The organism is Antarcticimicrobium luteum (genome assembly GCF_004358185.1).
Taxonomy (GTDB): domain Bacteria; phylum Pseudomonadota; class Alphaproteobacteria; order Rhodobacterales; family Rhodobacteraceae; genus Antarcticimicrobium; species Antarcticimicrobium luteum.
Genome location: NZ_SMUV01000063.1, coordinates 44,767 through 64,115, shown reverse-complemented (window position 1 = coordinate 64,115; position 19,349 = coordinate 44,767). Strand labels below are relative to the sequence as shown.

Annotated in this window: 18 protein-coding genes; 8 read left to right on the top strand and 10 right to left on the bottom strand. The window is 65.6% G+C overall.

The genetic code is table 11. The features are described 5' to 3' along the window. The first annotated feature begins 88 nt into the window (after window positions 1-88). The 6 genes from urtA to E1832_RS09700 all read left to right on the top strand — a co-directional run bounded on the left by urtA (window position 89) and on the right by E1832_RS09700 (window position 7,949). Window positions 89-1,369 carry an urea ABC transporter substrate-binding protein gene (gene urtA, locus E1832_RS09725; RefSeq protein ID WP_425358965.1) on the top strand — a complete coding sequence of 427 codons (1,281 nt, stop codon included), beginning with the start codon at window positions 89-91 and terminating at the stop codon, window positions 1,367-1,369. Between the two features lie 60 nt (window positions 1,370-1,429). Then, window positions 1,430-3,394, top strand: a complete 1,965-nt coding sequence (gene urtB, locus E1832_RS09720) for an urea ABC transporter permease subunit UrtB (protein ID WP_133359553.1) — start codon at window positions 1,430-1,432, stop codon at window positions 3,392-3,394. A gap of 1 nt (window position 3,395) precedes the next feature. Continuing rightward, window positions 3,396-4,655 (top strand): urea ABC transporter permease subunit UrtC, encoded by a 1,260-nt coding sequence (gene urtC / locus E1832_RS09715; protein WP_133359552.1) that lies wholly within the window; start codon window positions 3,396-3,398, stop codon window positions 4,653-4,655. Continuing rightward, window positions 4,652-5,392, top strand: coding sequence for an urea ABC transporter ATP-binding protein UrtD (gene urtD / locus E1832_RS09710; protein WP_133359551.1), 741 nt, complete (start codon window positions 4,652-4,654; stop codon window positions 5,390-5,392). The genes urtC and urtD overlap by 4 nt, the downstream gene beginning before the upstream one ends. 1 nt (window position 5,393) lies before the next feature. Next, entirely contained in the window at window positions 5,394-6,089 is a 696-nt protein-coding gene (gene urtE, locus E1832_RS09705) for an urea ABC transporter ATP-binding subunit UrtE (RefSeq protein WP_133359550.1), read from the top strand. Window positions 6,090-6,200: 111 nt separating this feature from the next. After that, window positions 6,201-7,949 (top strand): sugar phosphorylase, encoded by a 1,749-nt coding sequence (locus E1832_RS09700; protein ID WP_133359549.1) that lies wholly within the window; start codon window positions 6,201-6,203, stop codon window positions 7,947-7,949. 56 nt (window positions 7,950-8,005) lie between these two features. On the opposite strand, the gene E1832_RS09695 is transcribed toward E1832_RS09700, so the two are convergent. The 8 genes from E1832_RS09695 to E1832_RS09660 all read right to left on the bottom strand — a co-directional run bounded on the left by E1832_RS09695 (window position 8,006) and on the right by E1832_RS09660 (window position 15,480). Further along, window positions 8,006-9,232 carry a glycosyltransferase family protein gene (locus tag E1832_RS09695; RefSeq protein WP_133359548.1) on the bottom strand — a complete coding sequence of 409 codons (1,227 nt, stop codon included), beginning with the start codon at window positions 9,230-9,232 and terminating at the stop codon, window positions 8,006-8,008. After that, the gene (locus E1832_RS09690; protein WP_133359547.1) at window positions 9,225-10,022 is read right to left on the bottom strand and encodes an HAD-IIB family hydrolase; all 798 of its coding nucleotides are present in this window, start codon (window positions 10,020-10,022) and stop codon (window positions 9,225-9,227) included. Before E1832_RS09690 ends, E1832_RS09695 begins: the two co-directional genes overlap by 8 nt. Window positions 10,023-10,284: 262 nt before the next feature. After that, window positions 10,285-11,250 (bottom strand): agmatinase, encoded by a 966-nt coding sequence (gene speB, locus E1832_RS09685; RefSeq protein ID WP_133359546.1) that lies wholly within the window; start codon window positions 11,248-11,250, stop codon window positions 10,285-10,287. Window positions 11,251-11,264: 14 nt separating this feature from the next. Beyond that, entirely contained in the window at window positions 11,265-11,996 is a 732-nt protein-coding gene (locus tag E1832_RS09680) for an SDR family NAD(P)-dependent oxidoreductase (RefSeq protein ID WP_133359545.1), read from the bottom strand. Continuing rightward, window positions 11,993-12,760 (bottom strand): SDR family NAD(P)-dependent oxidoreductase, encoded by a 768-nt coding sequence (locus E1832_RS09675; protein WP_133359544.1) that lies wholly within the window; start codon window positions 12,758-12,760, stop codon window positions 11,993-11,995. The genes E1832_RS09680 and E1832_RS09675 overlap by 4 nt, the downstream gene beginning before the upstream one ends. Next, the gene (locus E1832_RS09670) at window positions 12,757-13,551 is read right to left on the bottom strand and encodes an ABC transporter ATP-binding protein (protein ID WP_133359543.1); all 795 of its coding nucleotides are present in this window, start codon (window positions 13,549-13,551) and stop codon (window positions 12,757-12,759) included. The genes E1832_RS09675 and E1832_RS09670 overlap by 4 nt, the downstream gene beginning before the upstream one ends. Then, on the bottom strand, window positions 13,551-14,360 hold the full coding sequence (locus tag E1832_RS09665) for an ABC transporter permease (RefSeq protein WP_133359542.1): 810 nt from the start codon (window positions 14,358-14,360) through the stop codon (window positions 13,551-13,553). The genes E1832_RS09670 and E1832_RS09665 overlap by 1 nt, the downstream gene beginning before the upstream one ends. Window positions 14,361-14,421: 61 nt before the next feature. Then, window positions 14,422-15,480, bottom strand: coding sequence for an ABC transporter substrate-binding protein (locus E1832_RS09660; protein ID WP_133359541.1), 1,059 nt, complete (start codon window positions 15,478-15,480; stop codon window positions 14,422-14,424). Window positions 15,481-15,623: 143 nt separating this feature from the next. Here E1832_RS09660 and E1832_RS09655 point away from each other — a divergent pair, with 143 nt between their 5' ends. Together E1832_RS09655 and E1832_RS09650 are read left to right on the top strand one after the other, a co-directional pair. Further along, complete coding sequence (locus E1832_RS09655) at window positions 15,624-16,238, top strand: TetR/AcrR family transcriptional regulator (protein ID WP_133359540.1); 615 nt, start codon at window positions 15,624-15,626, stop codon at window positions 16,236-16,238. Window positions 16,239-16,271: 33 nt separating this feature from the next. Then, on the top strand, window positions 16,272-17,138 hold the full coding sequence (locus E1832_RS09650) for a polysaccharide deacetylase family protein (protein ID WP_133359539.1): 867 nt from the start codon (window positions 16,272-16,274) through the stop codon (window positions 17,136-17,138). Between the two features lie 267 nt (window positions 17,139-17,405). Here the strand turns inward: E1832_RS09650 and E1832_RS09645 are convergent, their stop codons facing one another. Further along, on the bottom strand, window positions 17,406-18,368 hold the full coding sequence (locus E1832_RS09645) for a Gfo/Idh/MocA family protein (protein ID WP_133359538.1): 963 nt from the start codon (window positions 18,366-18,368) through the stop codon (window positions 17,406-17,408). Window positions 18,369-18,381: 13 nt separating this feature from the next. Further along, on the bottom strand, window positions 18,382-19,332 hold the full coding sequence (locus E1832_RS09640; RefSeq protein WP_133359537.1) for an acetamidase/formamidase family protein: 951 nt from the start codon (window positions 19,330-19,332) through the stop codon (window positions 18,382-18,384). Window positions 19,333-19,349: the final 17 nt, after the last annotated feature.

Below are 19,349 nucleotides of genomic sequence, written 5' to 3'. Positions count from 1 at the left end.
ACTACGCAGACTGGATGCGTGGGGGCATCATGGCGCCATTGGGCGCCCTGGCAACGGTTATCCCACGTCAACAATGAGGGACACTGCGATGACCAATAAACTGTTCATGACGACCGCGGCGGCCGCGCTCGTCGCTGCGGGCCTGCCTGCGCTGGCTCAGGATTGCCCGATCAAGGTGGGGGTGCTGCACTCGCTCTCGGGGACCATGGCGATCTCGGAAACCACGCTCAAAGACACCATGCTGATGCTGATCGACGAGCAGAACGCAAAGGGCGGCCTGCTGGGCTGCCAGATCGAGGCGGTGGTGGTCGATCCGGCCTCGGACTGGCCGCTGTTCGCCGAAAAGGCGCGCGAGCTGCTGACCGTGCATGATGTCGATGTGATGTTCGGCAACTGGACCAGTGTCAGCCGCAAATCGGTCCTGCCGGTGATCGAGGAATTGAACGGTCTGCTGTTCTACCCGGTGCAGTACGAGGGCGAGGAAAGCTCCAAGAACGTCTTTTACACCGGTGCCGCGCCGAACCAGCAGGCGATCCCGGCGACCGACTATTTCCTTGAGGAACTGGGAGTGGAGAAATTCGCGCTGCTGGGCACCGACTATGTCTATCCGCGCACTACGAACAACATTCTGGAAAGTTATCTGAAGTCCAAGGGCATCCCGGCCGAGGACATCTTTGTCAACTATACCCCGTTCGGCCATTCCGACTGGTCCAAGATCGTCGCCGACGTGGTGGCGCTGGGGGCCGATGGCAAGAAGGTGGGCGTGATCAGCACCATCAACGGCGATGCCAACGTCGGCTTTTACAAGGAACTGGCCGCCGCCGCCATTTCGGCCGATGACATCCCCGTGGTCGCCTTTTCGGTCGGCGAGGAGGAGCTTTCGGGTCTCGACACCTCCAACCTGGTCGGGCACCTGGCCGCCTGGAACTATTTCCAGTCGGCGGAATCCGAGGCAAATGACGCCTTCATCGCCGCCTGGAAGGCGAAGATGGGCGAAGAGCGTGTGACCAATGACCCGATGGAGGCCCATTTCATCGGCTTCAACATGTGGGTGAACGCGGCGACCGAGGCCGGCACCACCGATGTGGACGCGGTGCGCGCGGCGATGTGGGGGCAGGAGTATCCGAACCTGACCGGCGGCACCGCCGTCATGGGCGTGAACCATCACCTGGCCAAGCCGGTGCTGATCGGCGAAATCCAGGACGATGGCCAGTTCGACATCATCAGCCAGACCACCGAGGTGCCGGGCGACGCCTGGACCGATTATCTGCCGGAATCGGCGGTTCTGATCTCGGACTGGAAGGATCTGGGCTGCGGGATGTACAACACCGAGACCAAATCCTGCGTCCAGATCAAGTCGAACTACTGATGTGACACCTGAGTTCTACCGGGGGCGGCCCTTCGCCCCCGGCCTTCCCCAGGGTGACGCATGAGCAAAATCATCAGACATATTTTATTCTGCCTGAACTGCCTGCTGGCCGCGCCCGCACTGGCGCAGGATGCCGGGGCACCGATCCAGGAGCTTTTGCAGGCGCATGGCGATGTGATAGCCAAAAGCTCGCGCAAGACCATCGGCCCGGCGATCGACGCGCTGGCCGCCAGCGGGCTGTCCGCGGCGCAGCGGGTGCTGGAACGCTGGCAGGCCAAGGAAATGTGGCGCGACGAGGAAAGCGGTCTGTTCGTCTTTGCCGAAGAGATCGACCGCGACACCATCCGCATCTTCGATCCCGCCGGCGACACCGAAATCGGTGCGGTGGCGGACGACGGCTATAAACAGCTCAAGCCGAACTCCGGCATTCGCGGCATGATCGGCGCGGCGCTGGTGCAGTTCCAGCTCAGCGCGCCCGATCCGGCCACCCGGGCCACCGCGCTCGACGCCATCGAACGCGACCCGGAGGCCTCGCATCTGGCGGCGCTGCGCAAGGCCGCCGGGGCCGAGGACGATGCCGCGCTCAGGACCCGCAAGGCGCGGCTGGAACGGCTGCTGACCATCCGCTTTGACGAAGACGACGCAGCCCGGATCGCCGCGATCGAAAGCTTTGCCGGCGATCCCGCCGTCGATGTGCGCGCCACGCTCAACCCGCTGATCGCCACAAGGATCGAATTCGCCGCCGAGGCCCCGCAGGGCGACGACATCGCCCGCACCCTGAAACCGGGCGGCGGCGCCCTGCCCCGCGCAGACGCCTATGCGCTGCTGGTGGCCGCAGGGGTCGCGCCCCCCGCGATCACCCGGGCGGACAAGCGCGACGCGCTCGTCGCCCAGCTGCGCGATGGCACGGTGGGCGGCTACCGGGTGGCCCAGCTGGATACCGAGGCGGCCCGCGATGCCGCCTATGCCAGGCTGGCCGAGGCCGGCAGGGTCGCCGCCGTTGCGACCGACGCCGAGATCGACGCGGCGCTGGCCGCGCATGTGATTTTCGAGCGGTTCATCGGCGCGCCGCCCGCCGTCGCGCTGGCCGCGCGGGGCGCGCTGGACGCCATCGAGACCAAGGTCAACCTGAACCGGGCCGCCGATCTGGTGCTCGATGCGCTGTCGCTCGCCTCGATCTATTTCCTCGCCGCCATCGGGCTGGCCATCACCTTCGGCGTGATGGGGGTGATCAACATGGCCCATGGCGAATTCATCATGATGGGCGCCTATACCGGATACGTGGTCCAGCAGATCATTCCCGACTATACGATTTCGATCCTGGTCGCGATCCCGCTGGCCTTTGCGGTGACCTTCGGCGCCGGGGTGGCGATGGAGCGGCTGGTGATCCGCTGGTTGCGCCACCGGCCGCTGGAGACGCTGCTGGCGACCTTCGGCATCTCGATCGCCTTGCAGCAGATCGCCAAGAACATCTTTGGCACCCAGGCCCGGCCGCTCACCTCGCCCGATTGGCTGGACGGATCGCTGGTGCTGAACGACATCGTCTCGATCAGCTATATCCGCATCGCGATCTTCGTGCTGGCGCTGCTGTTCCTCGGGCTGTTCCTTTTTGTGATGAACCGCACGCGGATCGGGCTGGAGGTGCGGGCGGTGACGCAGAACCCGCGCATGGCGGGATCGATGGGGATCAACCCAGACCGCATCAACATGCTGACCTTCGGCCTCGGCTCCGGCATCGCCGGGATCGCCGGTGTCGCCATCGGGCTTTACGCCAAGGTCACCTCGGAGATGGGGCAGGATTATATCGTGCAGTCCTTCATGACCGTGGTGGTGGGCGGTGTCGGCAATATCTGGGGCGCGCTGGTCGGCGCCACTCTGGTGGGCACGATGCAAAAGGGGATCGAGTGGTTCAACCCGTCCAACACGCTGGCGGCGCAGACCTATATGATCCTGTTCATCATCCTCTTTATCCAGGTCCGGCCGCGGGGCATCATCGCCCTCAAGGGCCGCGCGGCGGAGGCGTGAGATGAGCGATATGACCCTCTCCGCCCCCGCGCGCCGGCCGCTGGTGCTGCGACATCCCTCGGTGCTGGTGTTCCTCACCATCCTGGCGCTGTTCACGCTTGGCGTGACGCTGCTGTCCGAGGGCGCCGGGATCGGCGCGATCTCGACCAGTTTTGTCAAGACGCTGGGCAAGACGCTGTGCTTCTGCCTCGTCGCTTTGGCGATGGATCTGGTCTGGGGCTATTGCGGGATCCTGTCGCTGGGGCACATGGCGTTCTTTGGCCTCGGCGGCTATGCCGTCGGCATGTGGCTGATGTACGAGCGTACCCGCATGATCGTCGCCGACAGCCTCGCCGCAGCCGAGCTGCCGCCCACCGCACAGGAGATTTCCGACGGCATCGCCACCCAGATCTTTGGCGTCGTCGGCGCGTCTGAGTTTCCGCCCGTCTGGGCCTTTGCCCATTCGCTGCCGCTGCAACTGGCCGCCGTGGTGGTGGTGCCGGGGCTGCTGGCGCTGGTGTTCGGCTGGCTGGCGTTCCGCAGCCGGGTGACCGGGGTGTATCTCTCGATCCTGACCCAGGCGATGACGCTGGCGCTGTCGCTGTACCTGTTCCAGAACGACAGCGGGCTGAGGGGCAACAACGGGTTGTCGGGGCTGCAGAACCTGCCGGGACTGGATGACATCCCGCAATCGGCGGTCTCGCTGTGGTTCTTCTGGGCCTCGGCGCTGGCGCTGGGGGTGGGATACCTGTTCTGCGCCTGGCTGGTCTCGGGCAAGTTCGGCTCGGTCATCCGGGCCATCCGCGACGACGAGACGCGGGTGCGCTTCCTCGGCTATCCGGTCGAGGGGTTCAAACTGGTGGTCTTTACCCTGACCGCGGTGATCGCCAGCATCGCCGGAGCGCTCTATTACCCGCAGGCCGGCATCATCAACCCCGCCGAGATCGCGCCCATCGCCTCGATCTACCTCGCCGTCTGGGTCGCCATCGGCGGGCGCGGCCGGCTTTACGGCGCGGTGATCGGGGCCGGTTTCGTTTCGCTGCTGTCGACCTGGTTCACCGGCGGGCAGGCGCCCGATCTGGTGCTCGGGCCGCTGCGCATCCAATGGGTCGACTGGTGGACGGTGCTGCTGGGCCTGTCCTTTGTCGCGGTGACGCTGTTCGCGCCCAAGGGCATCGGCGGGCTGGTCGATCTGGCCGCGCGGATCAAGAGCCCGGACCGCCATGGCGCCGACCTTGGCCCCGACGCAGGCGCGCTGCGCGAACGGGAGGCGGATCAATGACAACACTGCTTGAGGTCTCCGGCGTCTCCGTCTCTTTCGACGGGTTCAGGGCGATCAACAACCTGTCGTTCCAGATAGGCGAGGCCGAGCTGCGCGCGGTGATCGGCCCGAACGGGGCCGGCAAGACGACGTTCATGGACATCGTCACCGGCAAGACCCGGCCCGACGAGGGCCGCGTCACCTATGGCGAAAAGAGCGTCTCGCTGCTGTCGCTCTCCGAAAGCCGGATCGCGCAGATGGGCATCGGGCGCAAGTTCCAGCGCCCCACCGTGTTCGAGGATCAGAGCGTCGCAGACAACCTGATGATGGCGCTGAAGAAGGACCGCAATCCTTTTGCCGTGTTGATGTTCCGCCCCGTCGCCGCCGACCGGGACCGGGTGGCGGAGCTGGCCGACGAAATTGGCCTTTCCGCCGCGCTGCATCGCAAGGCGGGCGAGCTGAGCCACGGCCAGAAGCAATGGCTGGAGATCGGCATGCTGCTGGCGCAGGAGCCGCGCCTGCTGCTGGTGGACGAACCGGCCGCCGGCATGACCCTGGCCGAGCGGGAGCACACCACCGATCTTCTGAAAGAGGCCGCCAAGACCCGCGCCGTCGTCGTGGTGGAGCACGACATGGAATTCGTGCGCCGTCTCGACTGCAAGGTCACCGTGCTGCACGAGGGGGCGGTTCTGGCCGAAGGCTCGCTCGATCACGTCACCCGGAACGAACAGGTCATCGAGGTCTATCTTGGACGCTGACATGCTGAAAATCGAGGGGCTGACCCTGCATTACGGCGGCAGCCGGATCCTGAACGGAATCGATCTGACCGCGAAGCAGGGCGAAGTGACCTGCGTGATGGGCACAAACGGGGTCGGCAAGACCAGCCTGATGAAGGCGATCTCGGGCACCCACCCGCGCTCGGGCGGCAGCTATGTTCTGGACGGAGAGACCATCGGCCGGGCACCGGCGCATGTCCTCGCCCGAAAGGGTGTCGGTTACGTCCCGCAGGGGCGTGACATCTTTCCGCTGCTGACGGTGCGCGAGAACCTTGAGACCGGCTTTGCCTGCCTGCCGCGCAGCGAGCACGTCGTCCCCGATGAGATTTTCGAGCTGTTCCCGATCCTGAAGGATTTCCTGCATCGTCGCGGCGGCGACCTGTCGGGCGGGCAGCAACAGCAGCTTGCCATCGCGCGGGCGCTGATCGCCAAGCCCAAGCTGCTGCTGCTGGACGAGCCGACCGAGGGCATTCAGCCGAATATCATCCAGCAGATCGGCCGGGTGATCGAGCGGCTGCGGGAAAAGGGCGAAATGGCCATCGTGCTGGTCGAGCAGTATTTCAGCTTTGCCTACGACCTTGGAGACAGCTTTTATGTGGTCGAGCGCGGCGCGGTGAAGCTGAGCGGCCGCAAGGGCGCGGTCGCGCGCGACGCACTGATGAGCAGCGTCTCGGTCTGACGCCCCATCCCCGGGCGCCCGGCGGCCGGTTTGACTCCGGGCCCGGACGCGCCAGACTTATCCCCACCCGGCAGCCCTCCGGCCGCCCTGTACGCGAGGAGCCGACCCAAGGTGTCCACGACGATCAATGCCTTCCACGCGCGCCTGACCGGGCTGGTCCGCCATGTCTATCCGGAGTTCGACGCCGACATCGTGATCAGCCAGATTGTCGAGGCCTTCTGGCCCGGGGACACCCACCGCCGCCAGCGGGCGCGCTCGCCCGGCAACCGGCTATGGTCCGAGCACGACAGTCTGCTGATCACCTATGGCAATTCGATCGTCGACGGCAGTCATAAACCGCTGGATCTGCTGCACGATTTCCTGACCCGCCATATGGAGGGGGTGGTCAACGGCGTGCATATCCTGCCGTTCTTTCCCTACACCTCGGACGACGGGTTCGCGGTGACGGATTACCGCGCGGTCAACCCGCAACTGGGCGAATGGTCCGACATCGGCCGCATCGCCGAGCGGTTCCACCTGATGTCGGATCTGGTGCTGAACCACGTCTCCAGCCAGGGGCCGTGGTTCAACGCCTATCGCCAGCGCCTGCCGCCCTATGACCGGTTCTTTTTCGAGGCCAGCCCCGCGGACGATCTGTCCGACGTGGTGCGCCCCCGCACGACGCCGCTGTTGCAGAAGGTCGGAACCAGGGACGGGCCGCGCCATGTCTGGTGCACCTTCAGCCATGACCAGATCGATCTGGATTTCCGCAACCCCGAGGTGCTGCTGGAGATGCTGCGCATCATCCGGATGCACATCGACAAGGGGGTGCGCACCCTGCGGCTGGATGCGGTCGCCTTTCTGTGGAAAGAGGTGGGCACGCCCTGCATCCACCTGCCGCAGACCCACGCCATCGTGCAGCTGATCCGGCTGCTCTGCGACTATGCGGTCGAACCGGTGGTGCTGCTGACCGAAACCAACGTGCCGCGCACGGAAAACCTTTCGTATTTCGGCAACGGAAACGAGGCGCACGCGGTCTACAACTTTCCGCTGCCGCCGCTGATCCTGCATGCGATGCAGTCGGGCACCGCGAAATACCTGCACCGCTGGCAATCGGCGATGCCGCCGGCGCAACTGGGGTGTGCCTATCTCAACTTCACCGCCAGCCACGACGGCATCGGCATGCGCCCCGCCGAGGGGGTGCTGCCGCCCGAGGAAAAGGCGCGGATGATCGACACCGTGCGGCAGGCCGGCGGGCTGGTGTCGATGCGGGCCACGCCCGGCGGCGGCGAGGAACCCTATGAGCTGAACTCATCGCTCTTCGATGCGATGCGGCATACCTTCAGGGGCGAGGATGCCGCTCATCACATCGCCCGGTTCCTTTGCTCGCAGACCATCGTGATGTCGCTGGAGGGGATCCCGGCGTTCTACATCCATTCGATGCTGGCCACCCCGAACGATCACGAGGGCGTCGAACGGCGCGGCATGAACCGCGCCATCAACCGCCACCGCTGGGATTATCCCGAATTGCTCAGGCGTCTGGCCGATCCCGCCTCGGAGCAGGCACAGGTGTTGCACGGGCTGTCGCATCGGCTGCGCCTGCGCGCCCGGCAAAAGGCGTTCCACCCCAACGCCACCCAGTTCACCCTGCGGCTGGACGAGCGGCTGTTCGGGGTCTGGCGTCAGAGCCTGGATCGCACCCAGTCGGTCTTTGCCATCCACAATGTCAGCGACGAGACGGTTCTGATCAGCCCGTCGGAGATCAACCTGATCGAGGACGACCACTGGGTCGATCTGCTGTCCGAAGAGGCGGTCATTCCGACCGGCCCCGAGATCCCCTTCAGCCCCTACCAGTGCCGCTGGATCTCGAACCGGAGCTGAACGAGGCCTGTGGATTTGCCCCACCTGTGCGGAACAGGGCCGCAGGCCGACCTCTTTCAGCCCGCTGCATACTCCTCAAGATCCGCCGCCGCCGCCCGGCGCATGTCCGCCAGAAACTCCGGATCGGCGGAATGCACCCGGTTCCATGTGGGGATGAACGGGCTTTCGTGCGGGTTGTCGAGGAACACCTGGCCGGCGCGGATGATGTTCTCGGCGAAAAGCTCGATGGATTTCTCTTCCTTGTGGCGGTCCACCGCCAGCCCGTTCATCCGCGCGTCGGCATAGAAGCTTTCCAGCAGGTCCAGCGCGCAGCGGTAATAGGTGGCCTTCAGCGTGCGGAACACGTTCGGGGTGAACACCGTGCCGTCGGCGGCCAGCTTGCGGAAGATCGCCTTGCAGATATCGGTGGACATGCGGCTGAGGCCGCGGCTGGCATCCTCGGGCGACAGCTCCTGATGTTTGTGGTCATAGGCGTCGGATATTTCCACCTGGCAGACCGACTGCGGCGCCAGGTTGCGCCAGGCCTCGGACAGCACGCCGATCTCCAGCCCCCAGTCCGAGGGGATGCGAAGGTCCGGCAGCGTCGGCGTGCGCATGGCGAACTCACCCGACAGCGGATAGCGGAAGCTGCGCAGGTAATCGAGGTAATCGCGATCCCCCACGACCCGTTTCAGCGCGATCAGCAGCGGGCTGACCAGCAGCCGCGTCACCCGGCCGTTCAGCTTGCCATCGCCGATGCGCGGGTAATAGCCCTTGGCCATCTGGTAGGGAAAGCCGGGGTTCGCCACCGGATAGATCAGCCGCGCCAGCATCTCGCGGTCATAGGTCAGGATATCGCAATCATGCAGCGCCATCACCGCGCTGTCGGCGCAGGCGATCAGATAACCGATGCAGGTCCAGACGTTCCTGCCCTTGCCCGGCTCCTGCGGGGCCAGCCCCAGACGCTCCAGCCGCTGCACAAGCGCCTGCATCCGCGGGCTGTCGTTCCAGATCACCATATGGGTCTGCGGCAGGCGGGAAAAGAACCGCTGCGCATGGCGGAACTGCGCCTCGTCCGCCTGGTCCAGCCCGATCACGATGCGGTGCAGATAGGGCACCTGGGCAAGCTCGTCGAGGATATGCGGCAGCGCCTCGCCCTCAAGCTCGGAATAGAGGGAGGGCAGGATCAGGGTGATCTTGCGCGTCTCGGCAAAGGCCGAGAGCTCATAGGTCAGATCGTCCAGGTCGCGCGTGCGCAGATTGTGCAGCGTCGCAATGTTTCCGTTCTGGTGAAAGTCAGCCATCGGCAATCGGCTCCCTGATCAGGTCCAGTTCCAGCAAGAGGCGTGAAATGCCCTCTGCCCAGCCCTGCGGGCCTTGCTGGCGCGTGCGCAGGATGTGCCCGGTCGCCTCGCCCGGCAAGGCGGGCAGCGGCGGGGCATGATCGTTGCTGACGATCACGCCAAACTCTGCCCGTTGCAGCATTTCCACATCGTTCGGCGCATCGCCCAGGGCGATCGAATGGCGCGGGCCATGGGCGCGGAGGATCTCGTCCATCCGGTCGGCCTTGGTCCCGCCCATCGAGAGCGTCAGGAACCGGCCGCCGCGCCGGGCGGTCAGGCCGAGTGCCGAGGCGGCGGCGAGGAACTCCTCCAGCCCCTGTCCGGTGCCGGTCCAGATCCCCGGCTCGCTGGACTGCCGGGTCTTGGCGCGCGCGGCCTCGGCCAGCGGCAGGCCGGTCGCCTCGGTCACCTCTTCCACCGACAGGTCACCGAAACCACGGAAGCCCCGCGGCAGGTCCGGCAACAGGGCTCGGATCTTGCAGTAGGTTTCGGTGCCGTCGCTGTCCGCCTGTCCCGGCGGCAGCAGGCCGCAGCCGTTCTCGACGATGGCCGGCCAGTCGTCAAAACCGATTTCGGCCCGCAGCGGGGCGACCTCGGCCGCCGTCTTGCTGGAGGCCAGCACCAGCCCCGCCCCGATCCGCCGCAACTGCCGCAGCGCCGGCGCGGCGGGCGCCCAGGAATAATCGCCGTGGCCCAACAGCGTCCCGTCAAGGTCGGAGAAAACAATCAAGGGGCGGCGGCTGGCGGTCACGCGCTCATTTCCCCCGCCACCGGCCGCGGAACCGCCCGTCACAGGCCGACTGCGCCCGGCAAACCGCCCCGGCGCAACCACCCCCCAAAAGGGTGGTGTCGCGGTTGCTGTCTCGGTGATCCGGCATGGCCTGTCCCCCGGCTTGGAGGTTCAGCTTAGGGGATATGCCGGGGGGTTGGAACCGCCGGCCCGCGCCCGGCCCCGGTGTGTTGCAGGGCGACCGCCCTGCCCGGTGCCGGCGCCGGGGGTCGCGGGCGGCGGCTCAGCCTTTGACCCGCAGCGCCATATTGCAGAGCATCTCGAACATGATCGACGCGCCCAGATAGGCGGTCGCGCCGGAGGCGTCGAAGGGCGGCGAGACCTCGACCAGATCGGCGCCGATGATGTTGACGCCGTCGAGCATCCGCGCAACCTGGATCGCCTGGTAGGAATTCGGCCCGCCCACCTCCGGCGTGCCGGTGCCGGGGGCAAAGGCCGGATCGACGAAGTCGATGTCGTAGGACACGTAGGTCGGCCGGTCGCCGGCGATCTCCTTTGCCTCCACCATCACGTCCTCGGGGCCGCGGGCATGGAATTCTTCGATCGGGATCACGCGGACACCGACGCTGTCCGCGAAATCGCGGTCCTCGCTGTCATAGGTGGTGCCGCGGATCCCGATCTGGACGACACGGGTGGGGTCGAGCAGCCCTTCCTCGATCGCTCGGCGAAAGGGCGTTCCGTGAGTGTATTGCGTGCCGCCAAAGTAACTCTTGAACAGGTCGGTGTGGCTGTCGAAATGGATCATTCCCACCGGCTCGGACCTTCCTAACGCGCGCAGGATCGGCAGCGAATTCAGGTGATCGCCGCCGGCGGTCAGCGGCACGATCCCCGCGTCGCGCACCCTGTCGTAGAAGGCGGTGATGCGGGTCATGCTGTCGTGCAGATCGGCCGGGTTGGGGGCCACGTCGCCCAGATCGGCGCAGTTCACCATCTCGAACGGGCGCACACCAGTGGCGCCGTTCTGGGCGCGCATCATGGTGGACATGTCGCGCAGCTGCCGCGGCCCGTGGCGGGGGCCGGGGCGGTTGGTGGTGCCGCTGTCCCAGGGCGTGCCGATCAGGCCGATCTGCACATCGGCCAGGCGCGGATCATCCAAGCCCACATGCGGCAGCCGCATGAAGGTCGGCACGCCGGCATAACGGGGCAGATCGAAACCGGAGACGGGGTGGAAAAAGGGATCGGTGCTCATGTCGCTATCCTTGGTCACTGCATCACGCTGCCACCGTTCACGCCGAAGCATTGACCGGTGATGAAACCGCTGTCGGGACCGGCAAGGAACAACGCCATGGCGGCGATCTCCTGCGGCTGGCCGAAGCGGGCAAGGGGGGTGTCCAGATCCTTGGCGATCTGTTCGGGGCTCATGCTGGCCGGGCTGGTCATGTCCGTCTCGATCGATCCCGGCGCGATGGCGTTGACCAGCACATCGGGCGCCAGCTCCCGCGCCAGCGTCCGGGTCAGGGCGATGATGCCGCCCTTCGACGCGGTATAGCCGGCCATATCCTCGCGCCCGATAACGCCGAGATCGCTGGCGATGTTGATGATGCGGCCCGACCGGCTGCGGCGGATGAATTCGCGCGCGTTCAGGAAGGTGCCGCGCAGGTTGACGGCGATCACCCGGTCGAAATCGGCCACATCGGTTTCGGTCAGCGGGCTTTCGTACAGAATCCCGGCATTGTTGACCAGAATATCCACCGGGCCGAGCTGATCGCCCACCGTATCGAACAGCGCCTGCACCTGCCCCTCGTCCGAGACATCGGCCTCGACGGCGATGCCGCCCGACAGCGCCGCGATCTCGGCCAGCGTTTCCGCCGCCTTCGGATCGCGGTAATGACAGATCGCCACCCGCGCGCCCTGCCCCGCCAGCGCCAGCGCGATGGCCCGGCCGATGCCGCGCGATCCGCCGGTGACGAGGGCCACCTTGCCCGTCAGGCTCACGACATCACCTCGCCGCGATCCACGTTGATCGCCTGCCCGGTGATATTGGCGCCGCCGGAGGAGGCCAGGAACATGTAGATATCGGCCATGTCCGCCGGCTCCATCAGCCCGTCGATCGCCTGGGCCGACATGATTTCCCGCGCGACCTCATCCTCGCTGCGGCCGCTGGTTTGCGCCAGTTCGCGCAGCGAGTTCATCGCCGGGCCGGTCTTGACCCAGCCGGGGCAGACCGCGTTCACCCGGATGCCGCGCGGCCCGAGCTCCTGAGCCCAGGCGCGCATCAGGCCCAGATTGGCGTGTTTGCTGGCGACATAGGCCGAAAAGCCCGGCACCGCCGTGCGCGCCCAGATCGAGGCGGTCAGGATGATCCGCCCGCCGTCGGCGATGCGGGTGACCAGCGTGTCGGTCACGTTCTGGGTGCCGGTGATGTTGATCGCCACGATCCGTTCGAAGGTCTCGTTGCCATCGGGGTTCTTGCCGGTCAGCGGCGTCGGCCGCTCCAGCCCCGCATTGTTGATCAGCACGTCGACATGCTCGATCCCGCTCAGCCGCTCGGTCACCATGGCGGCATCGGCGATGTCGCATTCGATGGCTTTCACGGTTCCGGGCATCTGCCGCGCTGCCGCATGGATTTCCGGCGTCGAGGACAAGATGGTCAGATCGGCGCCGGCGCGGGCAAAGCCCATGGCCACGCCGTAGCCGATGCCGCTGCTGGCGCCGGTGACCAGAACCGATTTGCCGGTGAAATCGAAACTTACACTCATGCCGCGTGCCGCCCCTCTTCGCGCATCAGACGCATCAGATGCGCCTCAAGATTGCCATAGCCGTCCAGTTTGACCACATGTTCCTTGTCGCCGATGCGCCGGCCCTGTTTGAAGTCCGGCACGATCTCTTCCTTCAGGCGGCCCGGGTGGCTGGACAGAAAGACGATCTTGTCGGCCAGAAAGATCGCCTCTTCCAGATCGTGGGTGACGACGACCATGGTGGTGTTGGTCTTTTCGGCCACGTCGATCATAAGCTCCTGCATCAGCCAGCGGGTCTCGGCGTCGAGCGCCCCGAAGGGTTCGTCCATCAGCAGCACCTCGGGCCCGTTGGCGAGCGTGCGCGCGATGGCCACGCGCTGGCGCATGCCGCCCGACAGTTGCGACGGATAGGCCTCGGAAAATTTTCCCAGCCCCACCAGCTCGGTGAAATGGGCCGCCCGCTCGCGCCGCTCGGCGGCGGGCACGCCGTTGATCTTCATCCCGAATTCGACGTTCTTCTGCACCGACAGCCAGTCGAAGGAGGTATAGGCCTGGAACACCATGCCGCGGTCCTGCCCCGGACCGTCCACCGCATGGCCGCCGATCATCACCGCGCCGGAGGTCGGGGTTTCGAGCCCCGCCATCATCCGCAGCACGGTGGACTTGCCGCAGCCCGAGGGGCCGAGCAGCACGCAGATGGAATTGCGCTCCACATCGAACGAGATGTCGTCCACCGCCAGCAGCTTTTTCCCGCCGGCGATGTCGAAGGATTTGGAAACGTTGCGGATTTCCAGAATGCTGTCGGCGGTCATCAGCGTGTCTTCCTCAGATAGGGGAACATCCAGCGGTGCAACGCGGCGAACGCGAGATCGAACAGCAGCCCCAGCGCGCCGATCACGATGATGCCGGACAATATCTCATCGGTCTTCAGGAACCGCCGCGCGCGCATCATCATGGCGCCGATGCCCGTGGTCGAGGCGACGATCTCGGCGATCACCAGATAGGTCCAGGCCATCGCCAGCATCTGCCGCATGGCGATGACAATATCGGGCAGAACGGCGGGAAAGATCACCTTCATCACCACGGTCGAGCGGCGCGCACCCAGCGTCAGGGCGGTTTCCACCAGCTCCTCGCGCACGTTCTTGGTGTGGTCCATCACCAGCGTGATCAGAAAGAAGATCACCCCGATGAACAGCAGCGCCAGTTTCGGCGCCTCGCCGGTGCCGAACCACATCAGCAGGATCGGGATGAAGGACGGCGCCGGAAGATAGCGCCAGGCCGAGACGAAGGGGGCAAAGATCGCCTCGACGGCGGGAAAGCTGCCCATCATCACCCCAAGCGGCACCGCCACCAGGCAGGCCATGGCAAAGGCGCCCAGAACGCGGCTGATCGAGATCAGCACGTCGCCGGCAAAACCGCGCGCGGCGAACAGGTCATAGGTGGAGGCGAACACCTTTTGCGGCGCGGGAACCAGCAATTCGTTCACCATGCCGGTGGACGAGGCGAACACCCAGACGCCGAAAAAGATCGCCCAGATCCCAAGGGCGGAAAACAGGCGCTGTTTTCGGCCCGCAGGCTGCCTGAGCCTGAAAAACGGTTTGGAACGCGTGTCAGAGGACAAGGCCCACCTCCTTGGCAAAATGGGGAAAGGGGACGCCTCGCGCGGCGCCCCCGTCCCGGGTTCAGTGCGCCGTCAGCGCCTGGCGGTAGCCGGAGGCCACCAGATCGCCCATCAACGAGCAGTCGACGCCCTTGGCCGCATCGATGGTCTTGTCCATCAGGCCCAGCTTGACCCACCATTCGTTGGTCAGCGCGATCGAGCCGGTCATCGAGCCGTTGGCCATCCCGAGCGGGCCGTCGCCCTCCAGCACGCCGCAGAGGCGGGCGCTTTCGTCAAAGTCGAGCATGTAGATGCCGCCCTCGAAGCTCTTGCCGTCGGTGCCGATGACATAGCCAATATCCTCTGCCGGCCACTGCAGGAACTCGGCCATCAGCGCGTTGGTCTCTTCGGTGTGCTGGTTCCAGTACCCCAGACCATCCCAGCGCGCCTTGAGCACCGCCAGCGCCACGTCGCGCTTTTCCTCGATGAAGGATTTGTTCATATAGAGCGCATCCATGAAGATGCCGCTCTTGAGCACCTCAGGATCGGCGGTATTGACGACGCTTTTCGAACCGGGGTTGGCCTCCAGCACCTTGGAGATCCACGGCTCGTACATATAGGCGGCCGAGATGTCGCCCGACAGCATCGGACCGACTGCCTCGTCGGCGTTGAGGTTGACCCATTCGACCTCTTCCGGCGCGATGCCGACCGAGTCCAGCCAGATCCCCATCAGCAGATGACCGATATAGGCCTGCGGCGCGGAGACCTTCTTGCCCTTCAGGTCGGCGGTTTCGGTGTCCGGTGCCAGGATTATATGATCGACCCCGTAGGACGGGTTCAGGAACGCCACGTTGACCACTTCGGTGCCGCGATCCACGATCAGCGGCGTGTAATCGGCGGTGCAACCGTAAACGTCGAGCTGACCGGCGGCCAGCGCCGAGTGCCCGCCCAGCGGATCCTCGAAGATGGTGATGTTCAGATCGTGGTCGGGGATCAGCCCCTTTTGACGCGCGACCTCGAGCATCGCATAGCCGGGCCAGGACACGCAGACCCCTACATTGACGGTATCGGCCGAGGCCACGCCCGCCCCCGCCCCGATTGCAACAGCCGCCGCGGCGGCAATGTTCAGACATTTACGCATGTTCAGACCTCACTGCGAAGTTGGATTCGTTCCTTGACAAAAAATCGTACTCGATAAATTTTTTTATTCAATAAAAAATTTTGTTGAGATAAAGTCAGTCAACGCCACAGGCCCCATCAGCCCGCCGAACCCGGAGGAACCCCGTGTCCAGCCTCAGAGCCCGCCAGAAAGAAGACCGCCGGAATCGGATCGTAACCTCGGCAAAGACGCTGTTTCGTCAGCAGGGGTTCGAAAAGACCACCATCGAGGGCATCGCCGAGGCGGCGGGCGTGTCGGGCGTGACCGTCCACAACTATTACGGCACCAAGGCCGGCGTGCTGCTGGCGCTGGTGATCGAAAGCGACAAGCTGTTGATCGAAAAGCTGGAATCCACCCTGCCCAAGGAGCCGGCCTCGCTGACCGATCTGATGCTGCAATTCGCCCGCGACATCATGGATCACGCCATCGCCAACCTCGACAAGGTGATCTGGCGGCAGGTGATCGCCGCGGTGACCACCGGCGGCGTGACCCAGCTCACCCGCGCGTATTTCAAGCTCGACCAGCAGCTTGCCTTTGTTCTGGTGCGCCGGATCGAACGGTTGCAGCAGGCCGGAAAACTTTCGCCCGACATCGACGCCTCCCACCTCGGCAAGGCGCTGTTTCACCTTCAGAACGCACGATTCATCCAGTTCATCTCAGCCGACGAGCTTAGCCGGGACGAGATTGAACAGCGGTTGCGCAACGATCTGGCCGCGCTTTTCGCGGTCGGATCCGTCTGAGCCGCACGTCGCCGACAGTCACAGGAGTTTTTCATGTTCTTGCACCCGATCACCTGGCCCAAAGGCAAACGCTGCGCCGCCTCGGTCACCTTCGACATCGACGCCGATTCGCTGATCCGCTCGGCCCGACCGGAGGACGCAGAGCTGCGGTTGCAGCCGATCTCGATGGGACGCTACGGGCCGACGGTGGCGATGCCGCGCATTCTGGAAAGCTATCGGCGACTGGGGCTGCGGCAAACGTTTTTCATGCCGGCCTGGGTGATGGAAACCTATCCCGCCACGGTCGAGGCAATTCTCAGGGACGGCCATGAAATCGGCCATCATTCCTGGTGCCACGAGGATCCGATGGAGCATTCCGACGACCGCGAGGCGGAGCTGTTCGAACGCGCGCTGGAGGTGCATGTGCGGATGACCGGGCGGGCACCGCGCGGCTATCGCGCGCCGGTCTACAGCCTGACGCCGAAGATGGTCGCGCGGCTGATCGAGCACGAGTTTCTCTACGACAGCTCGATGATGGCCGACGATCTGCCCTATCTGGTGGAAACGCCCCGGGGCAGCCTGATCGAACTGCCGCCGCACTGGGGCACCGACGACTGGCCGCCCTTCGCCCATTTCGGCGAGATCGACTATCTGATGCCGGTGCGGGCGCCGTCGGACGGCATCCGCGCCTTTGCCGAGGAATTCGAGGCGATGCTGGATGAGGGCGGCTTCTGGATGCCGGTGCTGCACCCGTTCCTGACCGGGCGCCTGGCCCGCTGGCGCGAGATGGAGCGGCTAATCGAACGGGCGCTGTCCACCGACGAAGTCTGGTTCGCGCCGATGGAAGAAATCGCGGCGCATGCGGTTTCGGTGAAGGACGAGCTGCGGCGCGAGACGATCGGAGTGCCGGAGGGCGAGTGAAGGCGCCAAAGCAGGACGCAGCGACGCTGAACCGGCGCAGCGGCCGCCCCTGTTGTCATCGCCCGTCCCACAGAACAAGCTGCGCAAGCACCGGACCGGCGGCTGACGCTGCAACGGCAGTTCGGTGCGCTTTGTCCCAGCCAAATCCGGACGAAACCCAAGCGGCGCGCCCACGTCGGCCAAGCGCCAGACCGTGGAGACAGTCCGGCGCTTGCGTGGCGCCCCAAAGGCTTGTTCCGCGCCAGGGCTTCGCTCAAAGGAAGGCTGTCACCCCTTCCCCGCCAGCATCTGTTCGACCAGCTTCTGCACCCGCAGCGCCTCTTGTGGGGTAGCGAGCCTATGGGGCTCGCCGGCGATGCAGAGCGCCAGATCGTCAAGCTGCGCCTTGAGGCTGACCGCACGCGGATCGGCTGGCCGCTCGCCAAGCTCGGAAAAATCCCCACCGTCCGACACCGCGTCGATGTGGAATTCCGTGATCCGGCGGCTGGTCTTGCCCCCCTTGATGATCAGTTCCTGCCGGTCGGGCTGCGCCCCGCCGACGCTTGCCATGATGGTGACCGGGAGGCCGTCCGCATTCTCCAGCCGCGCAAGCATATGGGTTTCGCACAGCGCCGGATCGTCGGGATAGGACGGGCGCGCCCAGACCACCGACAGCGGCCCGAGGATGCGTTCGGAGAAGAACAGGAAATGCGAGATCACCTCGCGCGTCATGCCGCCCTCGGCGCGAAAGCGCAGCCAGTCCGCGCCCCTTTGCCAGGCGCGCGGCCAGGCGGCATAGGTCACCACCATGTCGGCCCCCGCCAGATCCCCCAGCGCGCCGGTGCGCGCGGCCTCGGCCACCCCGCTCAGCGCGGCGCCGGCGGCCTGGGTGAAATTCACCGCCGCCGGAACCGCCGCCGCCTTCAGCCCCGCGACCAGCGCCTCGCTCTCGGCGACATCGACGCCCAGCGGCTTTTCCAGGAACACCGCCTTACCGGCCCCGGCCGCCGCCAGCGCATAGGCTTTGCGCGGCACCGGCGGACAGGCGAGATAGACCAGATCGGCGGCTTTCATTGCGTCCTCCGCCGATGCCGCGATCTGCGCGCCGGGCGCGATGCGTTGCGCCTCCGCGCAGGCCGCCGGATCGGGATCCCACAGGGCGACCGGGGCGTACCCTTCATGCAGCTCCATATGCTCCAGCATCCGCCGCCCCATGATCCCCAGCCCGATAATCGCTGTCTTTACAGTCATGTCCGCCCCCTCCTCAGCCCTGTTTTTCCGGCACCAGAGCGGTTTCCATCATCATATGGACGCCCTTGTTGCCATTGACGGTTTGCGTGATCCGCAGATCGCCCGCAAGAGAGCAAAGCATATAAGCGTCTTCCCGGCTCAGCGCGGTGCGGTCGGTGATCCAGGCGATCATGTCGCGCAGCGCCATCTCGGCGCAGCGGTCCAGATCCTCATGCATCCCCATGGTGATCAGATGCGTCGGCGTCTCGGCGCGGGGATAGGTGAACGTCAGATCCTCGCGGACCGTTAGGCGGAAGCTGCCCTCCAACGCGGTCTCGATCGCGGTGACGCAGACCTCGCCATCGCCCTGCACCCCGTGTCCGTCGCCGCAGGAGAACAGCGCCCCCTCGGCCTGCACCGGCAGGAAAAGCGTGCTGCCCGCCACCAGTTCCTTGTTATCCAGATTGCCGCCATGCACCCTGGGCTGGATGGTCGAGATGCGGCCCCAGTTCGGCGGCGGCGCCACGCCCATCACGCCGAAGAACGGCTTCAGCGGCAGTTCCAGCCCCCAGGACATCCGCCCGGTCATCGCGTCGAGATCGAGCGGGATAATCTCGGTGCGCCCGGTCTGAAAGTCGTCGGGCAGCGTGCCGGCGAGCGGGCGGATGATGTTCCAGCCCCAATCCTGGCGCAGCTTGACGTCGAGGATCTGAACCTCCAGCACATGGCCGGGCCGCGCCCCCTTCACCGCCACCGGACCGGTCAGGATATGCCCCGGCTCCTGCCGGGGGGAGTGGGCGTGAATATCCAAAAGCTCGGGTGGAATGTACATTCCGGAGCCTTCGGCCGGCAGATGGTCCGGCCCGCCAGAGACGGTTTCGATGGTCACGGTCTCGCCGCTTTGAATTTCGAGCGCCGGTTCCAGCGTGGCGTCGAAATAGCCCCAGGCGCAGGTTTCCGGGCTGGCTTTCACAAGATGGGTCATGGCGATCTCAGGTCTCT